General features: G+C 29.6%; 20 protein-coding genes. 11 read left to right on the plus strand and 9 right to left on the minus strand.

The window, feature by feature from the left end; genetic code table 11:
* A partial coding sequence (locus ACTG3V_RS13245) for an aldehyde dehydrogenase family protein (RefSeq protein WP_439132647.1) occupies positions 1-1,198 on the minus strand: 1,198 nt, incomplete at its 3' end.
* 195 nt (positions 1,199-1,393) lie between these two features.
* Between ACTG3V_RS13245 and ACTG3V_RS13250 the strand changes: the two genes are divergently transcribed.
* Positions 1,394-2,311, plus strand: coding sequence for an AraC family transcriptional regulator (locus ACTG3V_RS13250; protein WP_439132648.1), 918 nt, complete (start codon positions 1,394-1,396; stop codon positions 2,309-2,311).
* 6 nt (positions 2,312-2,317) lie between these two features.
* Here ACTG3V_RS13250 and ACTG3V_RS13255 read toward each other — a convergent pair whose 3' ends face one another.
* Complete coding sequence (locus tag ACTG3V_RS13255; protein ID WP_439132650.1) at positions 2,318-4,003, minus strand: sodium:solute symporter family protein; 1,686 nt, start codon at positions 4,001-4,003, stop codon at positions 2,318-2,320.
* Between the two features lie 15 nt (positions 4,004-4,018).
* Positions 4,019-4,273, minus strand: coding sequence for a DUF4212 domain-containing protein (locus ACTG3V_RS13260; RefSeq protein ID WP_439132651.1), 255 nt, complete (start codon positions 4,271-4,273; stop codon positions 4,019-4,021).
* An 84-nt stretch (positions 4,274-4,357) separates the two neighbouring features.
* Between ACTG3V_RS13260 and ACTG3V_RS13265 the strand changes: the two genes are divergently transcribed.
* The 3 genes from ACTG3V_RS13265 to ACTG3V_RS13275 all read left to right on the plus strand — a co-directional run bounded on the left by ACTG3V_RS13265 (position 4,358) and on the right by ACTG3V_RS13275 (position 6,676).
* Positions 4,358-5,119, plus strand: coding sequence for a sulfite exporter TauE/SafE family protein (locus ACTG3V_RS13265; protein ID WP_439132652.1), 762 nt, complete (start codon positions 4,358-4,360; stop codon positions 5,117-5,119).
* Positions 5,120-5,188: 69 nt separating this feature from the next.
* Complete coding sequence (locus ACTG3V_RS13270) at positions 5,189-5,986, plus strand: TerC family protein (RefSeq protein ID WP_439132653.1); 798 nt, start codon at positions 5,189-5,191, stop codon at positions 5,984-5,986.
* A gap of 141 nt (positions 5,987-6,127) precedes the next feature.
* Positions 6,128-6,676, plus strand: a complete 549-nt coding sequence (locus ACTG3V_RS13275) for a fasciclin domain-containing protein (protein WP_439132654.1) — start codon at positions 6,128-6,130, stop codon at positions 6,674-6,676.
* 170 nt (positions 6,677-6,846) lie between these two features.
* Here the strand turns inward: ACTG3V_RS13275 and ACTG3V_RS13280 are convergent, their stop codons facing one another.
* From ACTG3V_RS13280 to ACTG3V_RS13305, 6 genes are all read right to left on the minus strand, one after another.
* Complete coding sequence (locus ACTG3V_RS13280) at positions 6,847-7,212, minus strand: glyoxalase (protein WP_439132655.1); 366 nt, start codon at positions 7,210-7,212, stop codon at positions 6,847-6,849.
* On the minus strand, positions 7,205-7,687 hold the full coding sequence (locus ACTG3V_RS13285) for a hypothetical protein (RefSeq protein WP_439132656.1): 483 nt from the start codon (positions 7,685-7,687) through the stop codon (positions 7,205-7,207). Before ACTG3V_RS13285 ends, ACTG3V_RS13280 begins: the two co-directional genes overlap by 8 nt.
* Before the next feature lie 100 nt (positions 7,688-7,787).
* On the minus strand, positions 7,788-8,975 hold the full coding sequence (gene fabV / locus ACTG3V_RS13290; protein ID WP_439132657.1) for an enoyl-ACP reductase FabV: 1,188 nt from the start codon (positions 8,973-8,975) through the stop codon (positions 7,788-7,790).
* A 107-nt stretch (positions 8,976-9,082) separates the two neighbouring features.
* On the minus strand, positions 9,083-10,036 hold the full coding sequence (locus ACTG3V_RS13295) for a phosphoribosylaminoimidazolesuccinocarboxamide synthase (protein WP_439132658.1): 954 nt from the start codon (positions 10,034-10,036) through the stop codon (positions 9,083-9,085).
* A gap of 43 nt (positions 10,037-10,079) precedes the next feature.
* A complete protein-coding gene (locus ACTG3V_RS13300) occupies positions 10,080-10,700 on the minus strand; it encodes a hypothetical protein (RefSeq protein WP_439132659.1) in 621 nt (206 codons plus the stop codon).
* Positions 10,697-11,650 carry a PhoH family protein gene (locus ACTG3V_RS13305; protein WP_439132660.1) on the minus strand — a complete coding sequence of 318 codons (954 nt, stop codon included), beginning with the start codon at positions 11,648-11,650 and terminating at the stop codon, positions 10,697-10,699. The genes ACTG3V_RS13300 and ACTG3V_RS13305 overlap by 4 nt, the downstream gene beginning before the upstream one ends.
* A gap of 127 nt (positions 11,651-11,777) precedes the next feature.
* On the opposite strand from ACTG3V_RS13305, the gene ACTG3V_RS13310 reads away from it, so the two are divergent.
* The 7 genes from ACTG3V_RS13310 to ACTG3V_RS13340 all read left to right on the plus strand — a co-directional run bounded on the left by ACTG3V_RS13310 (position 11,778) and on the right by ACTG3V_RS13340 (position 16,861).
* Entirely contained in the window at positions 11,778-12,638 is an 861-nt protein-coding gene (locus tag ACTG3V_RS13310; RefSeq protein WP_439132661.1) for an SAM hydrolase/SAM-dependent halogenase family protein, read from the plus strand.
* 6 nt (positions 12,639-12,644) lie between these two features.
* Positions 12,645-12,941, plus strand: a complete 297-nt coding sequence (locus tag ACTG3V_RS13315) for a putative quinol monooxygenase (RefSeq protein ID WP_439132662.1) — start codon at positions 12,645-12,647, stop codon at positions 12,939-12,941.
* Between the two features lie 12 nt (positions 12,942-12,953).
* Positions 12,954-13,574, plus strand: a complete 621-nt coding sequence (locus ACTG3V_RS13320) for an outer membrane beta-barrel protein (RefSeq protein WP_439132663.1) — start codon at positions 12,954-12,956, stop codon at positions 13,572-13,574.
* Positions 13,575-14,102, plus strand: coding sequence for a GNAT family N-acetyltransferase (locus tag ACTG3V_RS13325; protein WP_439132664.1), 528 nt, complete (start codon positions 13,575-13,577; stop codon positions 14,100-14,102).
* 32 nt (positions 14,103-14,134) lie between these two features.
* Positions 14,135-14,854 (plus strand): gliding motility-associated ABC transporter permease subunit GldF, encoded by a 720-nt coding sequence (gldF, locus tag ACTG3V_RS13330; protein WP_439132665.1) that lies wholly within the window; start codon positions 14,135-14,137, stop codon positions 14,852-14,854.
* Complete coding sequence (gldG, locus tag ACTG3V_RS13335; protein ID WP_439132666.1) at positions 14,847-16,487, plus strand: gliding motility-associated ABC transporter substrate-binding protein GldG; 1,641 nt, start codon at positions 14,847-14,849, stop codon at positions 16,485-16,487. Before gldF ends, gldG begins: the two co-directional genes overlap by 8 nt.
* A 77-nt stretch (positions 16,488-16,564) precedes the next feature.
* Positions 16,565-16,861 carry a type II toxin-antitoxin system HigB family toxin gene (locus ACTG3V_RS13340; RefSeq protein ID WP_439132667.1) on the plus strand — a complete coding sequence of 99 codons (297 nt, stop codon included), beginning with the start codon at positions 16,565-16,567 and terminating at the stop codon, positions 16,859-16,861.
* The last annotated feature ends 87 nt before the right edge of the window (positions 16,862-16,948 follow it).

Genomic DNA, 16,948 nt, shown 5'->3' on the forward strand with positions numbered 1-16,948 from the left:
CTACAGGCCCAAAAATTTCTTCTTGAAAAACCCTCATTTTATTATGCCCCTCTAATATTGTTGGTTGAATGTAAAAACCATTTACTAAATCTCCTTCTGTGTTTGCAGCTCCACCACAAAGTACCTTAGCACCTTCTTCTTTTCCAATTTTTATATAAGATTGTATTTTTTCATATTGATCATTAGAAGCTTGCGCACCAACCATACAATCTGAGCTATATGGACTTGTTTGTACAATTGCCTTTGTACGAGCTACAACTCGTTCCATAAATTTATCATATATACTTTCTTGTACTAAAATTCTTGATGGACAAGTACAAACTTCTCCTTGATTAAAAGCAAATAACACAGCTCCTTCAATGGCTTTGTCTAAAAATGCATCGTCTTCATCCATAACGCTTTCAAAAAATATATTTGGAGACTTACCCCCTAATTCCATAGTTACCGGATTTAGATTTTTAGAGGCGTATTGCATAATTAATTGTCCTGTGGTTGTTTCTCCAGTAAAGGCAACCTTATCTACTTTAGAACTAGAAGCTAATGGTTTACCTGCTTCTGGCCCAAAACCATGAACAACATTTACAACTCCAGGAGGAAAAACATCTGCAATTTTTTCCATAAGTAAAGTAGCTGAAGATGGTGTTTGTTCTGCGGGCTTTAAAACAACACAGTTACCAGTAGCTATAGCTGGTGGTAATTTCCAAGAAAGCATTAATAAAGGAAAATTCCATGGTATAATTTGACCAACAACCCCTAAAGGTTCTTTTATATTCATAGACAAAGTATTGGCATCTAATTCTGTTGCACTGCCTTCTTCTGCTCTAATACATGCTGCAAAATAGCGCCAATGATCTGCTGATAATGGAATATCTGCATTTAAAGTTTCGCGAATAGGTTTCCCGTTATCACAAGTTTCTACCAAAGCAAATTCTTCTAAATTAGCTTCTATAATTTCTGCAACTTTATTTAAAAGCGTAGCTCTTTCTGTTGCAGAAGTATTACCCCAAGATTCTTTTGCTGCATTCGCAGCATCTAAAGCTAAGTCTACATCTTCTTTTTTTGATCTTGGATATTTTGCAATTAAGCTACCATCAATTGGAGAGGTATTTTCAAAGTACTGACCATCTAATGGTTCTGTAAATTTACCATTAATAAAGTTTCCATAAGTAGTTTTAAATTGCGGTTTTGAATAACTCATAATTAAATTTTTAGTTAATATTTAAAATTGATAATTAATTGTAATATTGATAATATAATCATCGTAAAAACACATAATTATCATTTTTTGTAAAGTTATTTTATTAAAATCACTACAAATTGAACATATTTATTATATTGTAGTACAATTCTATTATTAGACTATTTTTTTTTTAAAACTTTTATATTTTTGATTATGAGCCATTTATTAACATCACATAATAGAAACAGAAAACTTGATACTTTAGTTGAAAATAGAACTACTTATAATTCTGATTTTGCTGAATTAAATATTTACGAAACCTATAAATATGCCGAAAAAGTTGCCTTACAATTTGATTATCCTATTATAGCAAGTATGTTAACTGGTAAAAAAGTGATGCATCTTGACGGACTACCTTCTTTTGATTTTTACCCAGGAGAATCTGTTGTTATGCCATCTAATAAAGAGATGATTATAGATTTTCCTGAAGCTAAAATGAAAAATCCAACTCAATGTTTAGCCTTAGGGATTGATAATACAAAAATTAATGAGGTCGTAGATAAATTTAATGATACTATTGCTATAGAGAATGAGAATAATAACTGGAATCTTAACAACAACAGCAATCATTTGACCCACAATTCAGATGTAAATCAATTAGTTAAACGTTTAATATATACCTTTACAAATAATAATACTTCTAAAGATTTATTGTTAGACTTAATGATTCAAGAACTCATAGTTAGGTTATTACAAACCAAAGCAAAATCAATTTTATTAGATGATACAGAAAATGTTTTTACGGATACTAGAATTGGAATGGTTATAAAATATATAAAAGAAAATTTAACAAATAAGGATATTAGTGTCGATCTTTTAGCAGAAAAAGCATGTATGAGTAGTTCTCACTTTCATAAAAAATTTAAAAATACCATAGGTATTTCTCCTATCGATTTTTTAAATTCAGAAAAAATTAAGTTTGCTAAAAAATTGATGCAAAAAACGAATGATTTAAGAATTTCTGAAATTGCTTTTAAATCGGGATTCAATAACACGAGCTACTTTAATAGACAATTTAAAAAATTAGAATTAATGACTCCTCAACAATTTAAGAAGTCAATTAATTTCTAACTTTATTTAATGTGTAGCTTCTCCTGCTCCACTTGGTATTCTTATATTTTCTACAATTTCTTGCACATCTTCTGGTGGACTTGCTGTAAACCTAGAAACAACAAATGATAAGATGAAGTTCACAAACATTGCAACTGTACCAAAACCTTCTGGTGAAATACCAAACCACCAATCTTCTTTTGTACCTCCTCCAAACCAATCAAATTTGAATTTTAGCATATAAAAAAGCATCAATAAAATACCAACTACCATTCCTAAAATAGCGCCTTCTTTATTCATTCTTTTATCAAAAATACCTAAAATTATAGCAGGAAAAAAAGATGCTGCTGCCAAACCAAATGCCAATGCAACTGTTGCTGCTACAAAGTCTGGTGGATTGATACCAAAATAACCAGCTACACCAACAGCTACAACTGCAGACAATCTTGCTGCAACCAATTCACCTTTTTCTGTGATATTTGGATTGATCATCTTTTTAATTAAATCGTGTGATACAGAGGCTGAAATTACCAAAAGTAACCCTGCTGCCGTAGATAAGGCTGCTGCTAAAGCACCTGCAGCTACTAATGCAATTACCCAATTTGGTAATTGCGCAATTTCTGGATTTGCTAAAACCATAATATCTTTATCTACAATAAGCTCGTTTTTATCTGCATCTGCAAGATATTGCACTAAACCATCCTTGTTTTTATCATTAAATTCTATCAATCCTGTTTTTTCCCAATTTGCAAACCATTCTGGCATTTTTTCATATTCTTTATTACTTACAGTTTCTATTAAATTAGTTCTAGAAAATAAAGAAATTGCTGGTGCAGTTGTATACAAAATTGCGATTAACAACAATGCCCAACCTGCAGATTTACGTGCATCTGAAACTTTTTTTACGGTAAAGAAACGTACAATAACATGTGGTAAACCTGCTGTACCAAACATTAATGCTGCTGTAATTAAAAACACATCTAAAGTGGTTTTGCTACCAGATGTATATTCTGCAAAACCTAGTTCCCTGTGTAAACCATCTAATTTATCTAATAAATACACGCCATTTTCATCTGCACCACCAAAACCTAATTGCGGAATTGGGTTACCTGTCATTTGAATAGAAATAAATATCGCTGGTACCATAAACGCAAAAATCAACACACAATATTGTGCAACTTGTGTGTAGGTAATCCCTTTCATACCTCCTAAAACTGCATAAAAAAGTACGATAATCATCCCAATAATTACACCTGTATTGATATCAACTTCTAAAAAACGTGAGAACACCAAACCAACTCCACGCATTTGACCAGCCACATAAGTAAATGAAACTAACAATGCACAAAATACAGCAACACTTCTTGCTACATTAGAATAATAACGATCACCAATAAAATCTGGAACTGTAAATTTGCCAAATTTTCTTAAATAAGGTGCTAATAATAAGGCTAATAATACATAACCACCTGTCCAGCCCATTAAATATACTGAGCCATCATAACCATTAAAGGATATTAAACCTGCCATTGAAATAAATGAAGCTGCTGACATCCAATCTGCTGCTGTTGCTAAGCCATTTGCTAGTGGCGAAACTCCACCACCTGCAACATAAAATTCTTTGGTAGAACCTGCTCTAGACCAAATTGCAATACCTATATATAATGTAAAAGTAATTCCTACTAAAATCCATGTCCAAATTTGAATACTCATAATTTCTTTTTTTTATTAATTATTATATCCAAATTCTTTATCCAACTTATTCATCAATTTGATGTATACAAAAATGAGAATTACAAACACATAAATAGCGCCTTGTTGTGCGAACCAAAACCCTAATTTAAAGCCACCCAATCTAATGGTGTTTAGCTCATCTACTAATAAAATTCCGAAGACAAAAGAAACTAAAAACCAAATACTTAAAAGTATCGCTAGATAACGTAAATTCTTTTTCCAATATTTTTTTGCATTTTCAACTGACATAAAATAATAAGTTTTGTTAATTTTTTACAATATAATTATTTATTTAACTATTTTTATTTTTTTTTAATTCTTTTTGCAATTCCTTTGATTTTAGACGTTTTTATTCAGTACTGGTATATTGTTTTACTATTTTTTATTGTTGCAATATTATATGCGTCTGTGGGTTTTGGAGGTGGCTCTAGTTATTTAGCTGTTTTAGCTTTAACTGGTATTGCTTTTTCTCAAATTAGAGCAACTTCTTTGTTGTGTAATATTATGGTCGTTACAGGAAATGTGTATTTTTTCCAAAAACAGAAAGTAATTAATTGGCGTCAATTACTCCCAATTGTTTCGTTTAGCATCCCATTTGCTTTTTTAGGTGGATATTTAAAAATAAGTCAAAACTTCTTTTTTGTTTTACTAGGTTTTACACTTTTATTTGCAGCCTTAAGTATGTGGCTTTCCAAAAAAATTGTGTCAACCCAAAAAACAAAAATCAATCCTAAAAAAAATGCTTTTTATGGTTCTGCAATAGGCTTTGTTTCTGGAATGGTTGGCATTGGTGGTGGTATTTTTTTGGCGCCATTATTACACCTTACCAATTGGAATACACCTAAAAAAATTGCTGCAGCTGCAAGTGTATTTATTTTGGTAAATTCTATTGCAGGTTTGTTTGGTCAAATTGTAAATCCACAATTTTATATGAATTGGCACCTGACCAGTATTTTATTAGTTACGGTTTTTTTAGGTGGCCAAATTGGAAGGAAATTGAGCAACAAATTCTTTTCACCTATGCAATTAAAAAAAGCGACTGCTATATTAATAGCTTTTGTAAGTTTTAAAATTCTTTGGGAATATCTATTTTAGAAATAAATAAGTTTTCCATTGCATATCTTCCTCATTAAAAATACATTTGAAAAAACCAAAAAATAAAAAATGTTACAAGTAATTTTTACCTTAATCATGTTAATATTATTGCAAGCTGTTTTAGGTTTCGACAATTTATTATACATCTCTTTAGAATCTAAAAAAGCGCCACAAACAGACCAAAAAAGGGTTCGTAAAGTGGGTATTTTAATTGCTATTGCCTTGCGTATTGTACTTTTATTTATTTTGGTTTCTTTAATTAAATATTTTCAAAAACCATTTAGTTTTTTAACAGGAGAAATCGAAGATATTATAAAATTTGCTTTTAACGGACACAGTTTAATAGTTTTAGCAGGTGGTGGATTTATAATTTACACAGCCATTAAAGAAATTTGGCACATGATATCTACAAAAGGTTTGGAGTTTTCTGAAATGACCACTGAAAAAGGAACAAAATCTTCTAATGCCGTAATTTTTAGCATTGTTATAATGAATCTTGTTTTTTCTTTTGATTCTATTTTAGCCGCTATTGGATTGACAAGAGAAATAGAAAATGAAACCACAGCATTTATTGTAATGGCAACCGCAATTGTAGTTAGTGGTTTACTAATGCTATTGATGGCAAATAAAATTTCGGTATTTCTATCTAAAAATAGAATGTATGAAGTTTTAGGGCTGTTTATACTTTTTATTGTAGGAATTATGTTAGTAACAGAAGGTGGCCATTTAGCACATTTAAAACTATTTGGCAACGAAATTGTGCCAATGAGCAAAACAACTTTTTACTTTGTAATTGCTATTCTTGTAATTATTGATGTTGTTCAAGGCAAGTATCAAAAAAAGCTTTTGGCAACTAAGAGTAATTAAGGTAAACCTAAAATCATTAAAATAAAAGACGCATATACTGCGTCTTTTATTATTTAAGTTAATTTTAAGTTTTTGTTTAATTATTTTAACATATAATTAAACAAAACTACTTTAACTTTGATGAAACTTAAAACAAATATTATGAATTTTAAAAAATTATTTACAATTTCTGTATTGGCTATCATCATTTCACTTCCAACTTTTGCAAATACAGACCCGAAAGAAAAAAACAACACTAAAGAAGAAAAGACAATAATTGGTGTTGCAGCTTCTAACGAAAATTTTACAACTTTAGTTGCTGCTGTAAAAGCAGCTGGTTTAGTGGAGACTTTAAATGGTGATGGACCTTTTACTGTTTTTGCACCAGTAAATAGTGCATTTGATAAATTACCTGAAGGTACATTAGACTCTTTGTTAAAGCCCGAAAACAAAAAATTATTGACATCAATTTTAACTTATCATGTTGTTGCAGGTGAATTTAAAGCAAAAGATGTTTTGGCAGCAATTAAAGCAAATAATGGTAAGTTTAATATTAAAACAGTGCAAGGAAGTTCGCTTACTGCTTCTTTAAAAGATGGAAAAGTAATCTTAAAAGATGACAAGGGTAATATGTCTACTGTTATAATTACTGATGTTACTGCATCAAATGGAGTAGTCCATGCCATAGATACAGTAGTAATGCCAAAATAATAAATTTAATTATTGTTTATTATTTTTAACATTTTATTAAACAAAATAAACATTATCTTTGTGAAGCTATTTAATAGCACTTCTAAAGATTAAGTAGACATACTTAATTAAAATAAAGAAGTCTTTTGGTTGATTGATTTAAACCGCTACTTGGTCGTAGCGGTTTTTTATTATAGCTCATGTAAACTATCTTGTAATCTTTTAATAATTATTTGTTTTATTCTTCTATTAAATTCAGAAGAATTTTTAGAGTATTCGTTATATTCATTGATAGAAAATTGTCCTAGAACAGCACCAATAATTTGATTTTTAAAAGCAATATCTTTCTCAAGAGCAGCTTTAATTGTGCTTTTTTTCTTTTCTTCTGATATTGATTTAAAGTCTATTTTTCTTTTTTTTAAGTAATTAGTGAACATTGCAACTAAGAAATCATGTTGCATTTTAATAATAGGCCTTAATACAGTATTTTGAAAAAACTCTATTTTAGTAGTATTTACAGTTATTAAATTTTCTAATTTAGGTCTTTTTTTACTCATTATCGGATAAGGTATCTAACTCTAATTGATAATCAAATTGCAAATCTTCATGTAGTTTTGAAACAGCATTTTTTGCCATTCTTAACTGGGTTTGAAAAATATTTTGTAAACGTGTGCTTCTTTTAAAAAAAGGATTGTAGTTTTTTAATTTTCTACAAAAGTGAATTAAAACCTCTGCTTCTGTTTCTTTTTTCTTAGAAAATCGAATTAATTTCTTAGATGAAGACAATATTTTACGAATCTTTTTTCGAACATAATATGCATTTTTAGTATCGATTTCATCGAATAAATTGTCTATAAATAATTTACAATTTTCAATATATTGTTCTTCATTATGCGCTTCAAAAAGTAAATAGGTAAGTAATTCTTTATTTTCAACTTTAAAACGTGCCAATTGCAAACACAATTCCTTTAACTCATCAGATGTTTTATGAGAAAGTTCGTCTTTTAAAGATTTAATTGTGGCTGCTTTCAAAATTATAAGAAATAAAAAAAGAATTAAAAAATCGCAGAACTTGTAAAAAAACAGAACCTACAAGGTTTATAAAATCTTGTAAGTTCTGTTTTCTAAAATTTTATGCTTCACTTGGTATTTTAACAATTTCATTAACATCAGCATTGTAATCTACACCATCAACCTTAAATCCAAAAAGATTAAAAAACTCATCACTATAACCTTTTAAATCACCAATTTCAGCTAAGTTTTCTGATGTGGCAGTTTTCCACAATTCAGCAATTTCATCCTGTACATCTTCACGCATTTCCCAATCATCAATTCTTATTCTTCCTTTTTCATCTAAAGCCAAATCGCCACCAAACAAACGCTGACTGTATAAACGTTGAATTTGTTCAATACACCCCTCGTGTATTCCTTTCTCTTTCATCACTTTAAACAATAAAGAGATGTATAAAGGAATTACAGGTATTGCAGAACTTGCTTGGGTAACTAACGCCTTATTTACAGAGACATAAGCATTACCGTTGATTGATTTTAAATCATCAGAAATAGTAAATGCTGTTTTTTCTAAATCGTCTTTAGCAGCACCAATAGTTCCGTTTCGATATACTGGTTTTGTAACCTCTGGACCAATGTAAGAGTAAGCAACCGTTGTTGCACCCTCTGATAATAAATTTTCAGCTCGTAAAGCATCAATCCACATTTTCCAATCCTCACCACCCATTACTGTAATGGTATTTTCAATATCATCTCCTTCTGCAGGTTGTATTGAGATTTCAGAAACTTGCCCTGTATGAAAATCGACTGTTTTATTGGTAAAAACTTCTCCTATTGGTTTTAAAACCGATTTATAACGTTTACCTGTTTCTGGATGTTTTCTTACTGGTGATGCTAAACTATAAATTACCAAATCAATTTGCCCTAAATCTTCTTTAATTAGATGAACAACCTGTTCTTTGATTTCGTTAGAAAACGCATCTCCATTAATACTTTTAGCATACAATCCTGCTTTATGAGCGTGTTTCTCAAAAGCGGCAGTATTGTAATATCCTGGAGAACCAGGTCTACCTTCAGATGCTGGTTTATCAAAAAACACACCAATTGTAGCAGCATCTGATCCAAAAGCACTTGTAATTCTTGATGCTAATCCAAAACCAGTAGACGCCCCAATCACTAACACTTTTTTGGCACCCTCTATTTTTCCTTTTGATTTTATATATTCAATTTGATTTATTACGTTTTGCTCACATCCTGTTGGATGAGAGGTTAAACATATAAAGCCTCTTGTTCTTGGTTCAATTTTCATTGTTGTTTGTTTTATTTGCTATTTTTAAATTGACCTATCATTTTTACGATAGGAGAAATCTAAAGTTAATGTATGAGATTTCTCCTATCGTAGAAATGACAAATTTATTATTTATTAGAATTCAAAAAAGAAATTACATTCTCTTCAATTCTTTGTAAAACATTTTCAGTTGATGCTTTTACAAAAGTTTCTCCAGTAATTTGTTCGTACAATTCGATATATCTATTAGAAATTTCAATAATTTTTTCATCAGACATTTCTGGAATTTGCTGATTTTCTTTTCCTTGAAAACCATTTTCTATCAACCATTGACGAACAAATTCTTTCGACAATTGTTTTTGTGCTTCGCCTTTATCTTGTCTTTCTTGATAGCCATCAGCATAAAAATAACGTGAAGAATCTGGTGTGTGTATTTCATCAATCAATACAATTTTACCTTCTTTGGTTTTACCAAATTCGTACTTGGTATCCACTAAAATAAGCCCTCTTTTTGCTGCAATTTCAGTACCTCTTTGAAATAAAGCTCTTGTATAATTTTCTAAAATGATATAATCTTCTTCTGAAACAATTCCTTTTGCTAAAATTTCTTCTCTAGATATATCCTCATCATGCTCGCCATTATCAGCTTTAGTAGAAGGAGTAATTATTGGCGTTGGAAATTGATCATTTTCTTGCAATCCTTCTAGCATTTTAACACCACACAAAACTCTTTTCCCTGCTTTGTATTCTCTTGCTGCATGACCAGATAAATAGCCACGAATTACCATTTCTACTTTAAATGGTTCGCAAAGATGACCAATAGCCACATTTTCATCTGGATTTGCAATTAACCAATTGGGAACAATATCTGCAGTGTCATTCATCATTTTTGTGGCAATCTGATTTAAAATTTGCCCTTTAAAAGGAATTTGACGAGGTAAAATAACATCAAAAGCAGATAATCTATCAGTTGCAATCATCACTAAAAGTTCATCGTTAATGTTATAAACTTCTCTTACTTTACCTTTGTAAACAGATTTTTGATTCGGAAAGTTAAAATTGGTTTCGTTGATTGTATTCATGTGTTGCGTTGTTATTGAAAATGCAAAAATAAGCTATAGAATATTATTTCTTTTGCTTTTCAAGTACTTTTATCTGCTTTAAATTATCAGAAATTGGTGCAGCTGTAATTACTTTTTCACCCGGAATAAAATAAAAAAAGTATGCTGAATTCTGCCCAATTTTTCTAACATCTAACTTTGAATTATCTTTAAAAACCAAGGTATAATTGGGTATAATTTCTTTGTTTGTGTATTTGTACTTCATCCCAATGCCCATTCCTGTTCTCATGGATACAAAGAGTAAAAAAAAGATAAACATCATGCCTGGCAAAATATTCTTTTTCTTGCCTAATACTTCATATTTTTTATCCCATTTTTCTATATTGTATACTTTTTGATACCATTTTTTTACTCTTAAATAGGCATACAATTTAAACATCCACTTGGTAAAATACAAATACATTAATCCAAACATTAACGCTAAAAACAATGAAATTTTCCAATTATTTGTTAACAGACTTATAGGAGAAATTAAAGCATCTAAAATAGTAGTATAATTTAAATACGATACACCAAATATTCCATAAAAGATGGCATCGCTTATAATTCCCATAATAATCAAATACAGATAGCCAATATAAAAGTAATCTTGTAAACCTAATTTATCTTTTTCAATAGTTATCATTCTGTTTCGATACTTTTATATGCTGTAATTATTTTTTTAACCAACCTATGTCTTACAACGTCTTTATCATCTAAATAAACTTGTGCAATACCTTCTATACTTTTTAATGCCAATAACGATTCTTTTAAGCCAGAAACTTGTTTTCTTGGTAAATCTATTTGACCTGGATCTCCTGTAATTATAAACTTTGCACTTTTACCCATTCTTGTTAAAAACATTTTCATTTGATTATGTGTAGTATTCTGGGCTTCGTCTAAAATTACAAATGCATTATCTAGAGTTCTACCTCTCATAAAAGCTAATGGTGCAATTTGAATTACTCCTTTTTCTAAGTGAGATGCTAATTTTTCATGCGGAATCATATCTCTTAAAGCATCGTATAAAGGTTGCATATAAGGATCTAATTTTTCTTTTAAATCGCCAGGTAAAAAACCTAAATTTTCACCAGATTCAACTGCAGGTCTTGTTAAAATAATTCTGCGAACCTCTTTCTCTTTTAGAGCTTTTACTGCTAACGCAACAGCTGTATAAGTTTTACCTGTTCCTGCAGGACCTACAGCAAACAACATATCATTTTTTTCCATTAAGGAAACCATTTTACGTTGATTTTCGGTTTGAGGTTTAATTAATTTACCATTAACACCATGCACTAAAATGTCTTTCACGTTTTTTGAAGAAATCGTTTTCTCTTCTTGTCCATTAGAGGTTAAAATACGCTCAATGCTATTTTCGTCTAGTTTGTTGTAACGATTAAAATATTTAATTAATCGATTAAAACGTGTTTCAAACTCGTCTAAAATTTCTGGTTCTCCGTAAATTTTTAGTTTCGACCCTCGAGCTACAATTTTAATTTTTGGAAAGTATCTTTTGAGTTGTGCAATTGTACTATTTTGTGCGCCAAAGAAATCTTTTGGGTTAATTTCCGTTAACTCTATAATGCGTTCGTTCAAATGTTTTTTTTTATGGATTGATTTGAATTATATTTCAACTAAAATAGCAATTAAAAATACTAAAATGATTAGATTTGCGTAAAATAATTTACAACTTTTACACAATTAATTAACAGCCAAAAAATTAATGTCTTTAATTACTTTAACAACCGATTTTGGAACTAAAGACCACTTTGTTGGGGCTGTTAAAGGCGCAATATATTCTGAGCTTGAAAATGCCCAAATTGTAGATATTACGCATGAAATATCTCCTTTTAATATTACAGAAACTGCTTATATTTTAAAGAATTCATACAAAAGTTTTCCTAAAGGAACCATTCATATTATTGGAGTAGATTCTGAGTTGAGCAAAGATAACAAACACATTGCCATATCTTTAGACGATCATTTTTTTGTATGTCCAGACAATGGTTTAATCTCTATGATTGCCTCTGAAATTCAACCAACAAAAATTGTAGAGATTAATATACATGATAGGTTAGAAAGTAGTTTCCCTGTTTTAGATGTTTTTGTACAAGTTGCTTGTTTTATTGCCAGAGGAGGAAATTTAACTGTGATTGGAAAAGAAACTTTTGAATTTAAGAAGTTGATTGAAATTCAACCAAAAGTAAACCAAGCAAAAACACAAATTATTGGTGGTGTTTTATATATTGATAATTATGGAAATATAATTTCTAATATTAGTAAAAAAATGTTTAACGATATTGGTAAAGGAAGAAAATATAAAGTACTCGCTTCTCGTTATTCTTTTACTAAAATATTTAATAAATACAACGAAATTACCAATAACAATTCTACAGAATCAAGGGTTTTTGATGGCAATAAGCTTGCTTTATTTAATTCTGCTGGTTATTTAGAAATTGCCATTTATAGAAGTAACCTAAAAACTGTAGGTGGTGCATCTACATTATTAGGTTTAGAATATAGAGATCCTATTATTATTGATTTTATTCAAGACGCGAAACCAGAATACACACCTTTAACGTAATTTTTTATGTTTGTTAGAATCGTAAAAATGAGTTTTCATGACAAATATATTGCTGATTTTAGAGCTATGTTTGAACAAAAGAAACTACAAATTAGAAACACTAAAGGATGTCAATTATTAGAGTTGTATCAAGATAAAAACAATCCAGAACTCTTTTTTACCTATTCATATTGGAACTCTGAACAAGATTTAGAAAATTATAGAAATTCAGACTTTTTTAAAGCCACTTGGCAACAAACTAAAAAGTATTTTAATGGTAAACCCGAAGCTTGGAGTGTGGATAAAAGAGAATCTTTAACTTAAATATACATTGCTATGAAATTACAGAAAATTACAATTGTAATTATTATACTATTGACCATTACGATTTCCGCTCAAACTGAAAAAGGAGGATATTATATTGGTGCAAATAGTAATTTTAATTTTTTAAGCTCAAATACAGATTATGTAAGTTCCAGTAATAACACCATGTATGGGGCTACAAACTCAAACAAATATTCACAATTTAATGTAAATGCAGAAGTTGGGTATTTCTTGATTGATAAGCTTACATCTGGTTTAAATGTAAGCTATGCACAAACAAAACCAAAAGACTTGGATTCTAGAGCAGTTTATACAATTTCTCCATTTGTAAAATATTATTTTTTAGAAAACAATTTAAAACCATTTGCGCGAGCTAGCTATGGTTTTGGAAAAATAAAAGATGCACAAGTTTTTTATGGAGATGTTTTTAATAATACAGTAACTACTGCTGATACAAATATTAATGTTTTTAATATAGGCGCAGGATTAGCCTATTTTGCCAATAGTTTTATTTCAATAGAGTTGATATTTAACTATTCAGAAACAAACTTCAAAACCACTATCCCCTCCCAAACTACAGAACAAAAAGATAAAATTTTTCGCACTAACTTGGGGTTTTCAATTTTCTTATAAATGAAATTTAATTTCAAAAATTTTCCAAGATTACATACTGAAAAATTGATTTTAAAAGAAGCTACTTTAAAAGATACAAAAGCTGTTTTTGATTTACGCTCTTGCAAAGAAATTAATAAGTTTGTAGGTACAAAACTGATTGAAAAATTAGATGAGGCAAAATATTTTATTACTAGTTGTAAATCATTATATAAAGATAAAAAACGTATTTTTTGGTTGATTGAACATCAACAAGATATTATAGGTAGTATCGTTTTGCATAAAATTGATTTAGAAAATAAGTATGCAGAAATTGGTTATAAACTAAAAACAGATTTTCAAAAATTAGGATTAATGTCTGAAGCTATGCAAGTTGTTATAGAATTCGGTATAAAGCAAATGCATTTAAAGACTGTTGAAGCATTTACACACAAAAATAATTTGGCATCAATTGCGTTGTTACAAAAACACAATTTTGTATTTCAACCTGAAAGAAAGTGTGAAGTTTATAATTTTAATAGAATTTGGAAGTTAGAAGTTAGAAGTTAGAAGTTAGAAGTTAGAAGTTAGAAGAAAAATATATGTTAGCAATACTAAAAAAAGAATTCAACTCATTTTTTGCAAGCCCAATTGCTTATTTGGTTATTGGTGTTTTCTTGTTGATTAATGGTTTGTTCTTATTTATTTTTAATGACGATTTTAATATTTTAAACGCTGGTTTTGCAGATGTAAATTCCTTCTTTTATTTAGCTCCTTGGGTTTTTCTTTTTTTGATTCCTGCCATTACCATGAAAAGTTTTGCAGACGAATTTAACACAGGAACTATAGAGCTGTTAAAAACGAAACCCATTTCTGATTGGCAAATTGTTTTGGGTAAATTTTGGGCTTCACTCCTATTGGTTTGCATTGCAATTATACCCACTTTTATCTATGTTTATACTGTTTATCAACTTGGGAATCCTGTTGGAAATATCGATTTTGGCAGCACGATTGGTTCCTACATTGGCTTGCTTTTTTTAGCATCAACTTATACAGCTGTTGGTTTATTTACCTCAACATTATCTAAAAATCAAATTGTTGCTTTTATTCTTGGGGTTTTTATTACGTTTTTTTTATTCTACGGATTTGATGCCATTGCCTTATCCTTTGGAAATGATGGTTTTACTATTCAACAATTAGGAATTAACGAACATTATAAAAGTATTTCTAGAGGTGTTATCGACACAAGAGATATTCTCTATTTTTTAAGTGTTTCTTTTTTCTTTTTATTCATCACTAAAATGCGTTTGGAAAATGAATAAAAAGGTAAAAAACGTAACGATATTAATATCAATTTTGATTGGCTTAAACTTCATCAATCAATCTTATTACAAACGTTTTGATTTAACTGCAGATAAACGTTATACATTATCAGAAACTACGAGTTCAATAGTTTCTAAAGTTAAAAAACCATTGTATGTTACCATATATTTAGAGGGCGATTTTCCATCGGAATTTAAACGATTACAAGTTGAAACACGTCAATATTTAGAAGAATTAGCTGCCGAAAACGGATTCATAAAAATTCATTTCGAAAATCCAGATGATCAAAGAGAAAACTTGATTAAAAAAGGAATGATGCCAAGTCAATTAACTGTTGAAGAAGATGGTAAACTCTCAGAGGCAATTATTTTTCCTTGGGCAGAAATCAATTTTGAAAATAAAACAGAAATTGTTTCTTTGTTACCTTCTGGAATCGTTGCAAATCAAGAAGAACAACTTCAAAGAGCTATTGAAAACTTAGAATATAGTTTTAGTAATGCCATATATAGCATCACTCAAAAAAACAAAAAGAAAGTAGCTGTTTTATATGGCAATGGAGAATTGGCAGACATTTATCAATATAGTTTTTTAAGTGAAGTGGCTAAGAAACACAAATTGGCAAAATTTACTTTAGATTCTGTGGCAACAAATCCGCAACAAACTTTGCAAGATTTAACTGGCTTAGAATTGGCGATTATTACAAAACCTACTGAAAAATTTACGGAAGAAGAAAAATTTACGCTGGATCAATTTATTACCAATGGTGGTAAAACTCTTTGGATGATAGACAATGTCCAAGCAGAACAAGATAGCCTTTTAGCCACTGGAAAAATGCTTGCTTACCCAAGAGATTTGAATTTAACAGATGTGTTTTTTTCTTACGGAGTTCGTATCAACTCAACTTTGATAAAAGATTTATATGCTGCACAAATTGCTTTGGCAACAGGAAATATTGGCAATCAACCACAATTTCAAAATTTAGATTGGTTTTACCATCCTTTGGTGGGTGGAAATCCCAATCACCCAATTACAAAAAATGTGGCTCCAATTCGCTTACAATTTGCAAATCAGATTGATACTTTAAAAAATAACATCAAAAAAACGCCTTTATTAGTGAGTTCTCCTTTAACGCAAAAAATAGGAACTCCTTCTATTATTGAATTGCAATCTATTGCTGATGAACCTCAGGAAAAAGAATACAAAAGTGGTAATCAATTACTGGGTGTTTTGTTAGAAGGTGATTTTAAATCGGCCTATAAAAACAGAGTAAAACCTTTTGAAACATCACTTTTTAAAGAAAATGCTAGCCAAAATAAAATGATTGTAATTGCTGATGGCGATGTTGGAAAAAATCAACTTTTAAAAGGAAAACCAACAGATTTGAATCGTGATAAATGGACAAATCAAACTTTTGGCAATAAAGACTTTTTAGTAAATGCAGTCGATTATTTATTAGATGACTCTGGCCTCATCAACTTAAGAAATAAAAACTTAAAAATTAACATTTTAGACAAACAAAAAGCATATAAAGAACGTACTTTTTGGCAATTTTTAAATGTGGCTTTACCTTTAATTTTATTGTTTGCTTTTGGATTTGTTTTTAATTATTTAAGGAAAAAGAAATATAACTAGTTATCTCTATAATTACAAAATAGAATTAGTTCTATATTTGAGAACTTTTTAGTATCTTTGTAATAGAAATTTTGCAAATGAAAAGGATAATTGCGAAGAGAACCCTTAGAAATTTTTGGGAAAAACATGCAGATTCAGAACAATATTTAAAAACCTGGTATGAGACAGCCAAAAACTCAAATTGGACTTCACCTAACGATGTAAAACGAACTTATATTAATGCAAGTATACTTAAAAACAGTAGAATTGTTTTTAATATTAAAGGAAATTCCTACAGATTAATTGTGAAATTTAATTTTGATAGACAATGGGCATTTATTCGATTTATTGGGACACATTCGGATTATGACAAAATAAACGCTAATACTATTTAGCACCTATAGATTATGAAAATTAGACCTATAAAAACAGAACAAGATTACGAAAAAGCCTTAGAAAGACTAGAGCTTATTTTTGATGCC

The sequence above is a fragment of the Polaribacter sp. genome (assembly GCF_965660385.1).
Lineage (GTDB): Bacteria > Bacteroidota > Bacteroidia > Flavobacteriales > Flavobacteriaceae > Polaribacter.

Coding starts and splice junctions, on each gene's coding strand:
- ACTG3V_RS13250 (WP_439132648.1), top strand. CDS start 1,394: ATGAGCCATTTATTAACATCACATAATAGAAACAGAAAACTTGATACT.
- ACTG3V_RS13255 (WP_439132650.1), bottom strand. CDS start 4,003: ATGAGTATTCAAATTTGGACATGGATTTTAGTAGGAATTACTTTTACA.
- ACTG3V_RS13260 (WP_439132651.1), bottom strand. CDS start 4,273: ATGTCAGTTGAAAATGCAAAAAAATATTGGAAAAAGAATTTACGTTAT.
- ACTG3V_RS13270 (WP_439132653.1), top strand. CDS start 5,189: ATGTTACAAGTAATTTTTACCTTAATCATGTTAATATTATTGCAAGCT.
- ACTG3V_RS13275 (WP_439132654.1), top strand. CDS start 6,128: ATGAATTTTAAAAAATTATTTACAATTTCTGTATTGGCTATCATCATT.
- ACTG3V_RS13280 (WP_439132655.1), bottom strand. CDS start 7,212: ATGAGTAAAAAAAGACCTAAATTAGAAAATTTAATAACTGTAAATACT.
- fabV (WP_439132657.1), bottom strand. CDS start 8,975: ATGAAAATTGAACCAAGAACAAGAGGCTTTATATGTTTAACCTCTCAT.
- ACTG3V_RS13295 (WP_439132658.1), bottom strand. CDS start 10,036: ATGAATACAATCAACGAAACCAATTTTAACTTTCCGAATCAAAAATCT.
- ACTG3V_RS13300 (WP_439132659.1), bottom strand. CDS start 10,700: ATGATAACTATTGAAAAAGATAAATTAGGTTTACAAGATTACTTTTAT.
- ACTG3V_RS13310 (WP_439132661.1), top strand. CDS start 11,778: ATGTCTTTAATTACTTTAACAACCGATTTTGGAACTAAAGACCACTTT.
- ACTG3V_RS13315 (WP_439132662.1), top strand. CDS start 12,645: ATGTTTGTTAGAATCGTAAAAATGAGTTTTCATGACAAATATATTGCT.
- ACTG3V_RS13320 (WP_439132663.1), top strand. CDS start 12,954: ATGAAATTACAGAAAATTACAATTGTAATTATTATACTATTGACCATT.
- ACTG3V_RS13325 (WP_439132664.1), top strand. CDS start 13,575: ATGAAATTTAATTTCAAAAATTTTCCAAGATTACATACTGAAAAATTG.
- gldF (WP_439132665.1), top strand. CDS start 14,135: ATGTTAGCAATACTAAAAAAAGAATTCAACTCATTTTTTGCAAGCCCA.
- gldG (WP_439132666.1), top strand. CDS start 14,847: ATGAATAAAAAGGTAAAAAACGTAACGATATTAATATCAATTTTGATT.
- ACTG3V_RS13340 (WP_439132667.1), top strand. CDS start 16,565: ATGAAAAGGATAATTGCGAAGAGAACCCTTAGAAATTTTTGGGAAAAA.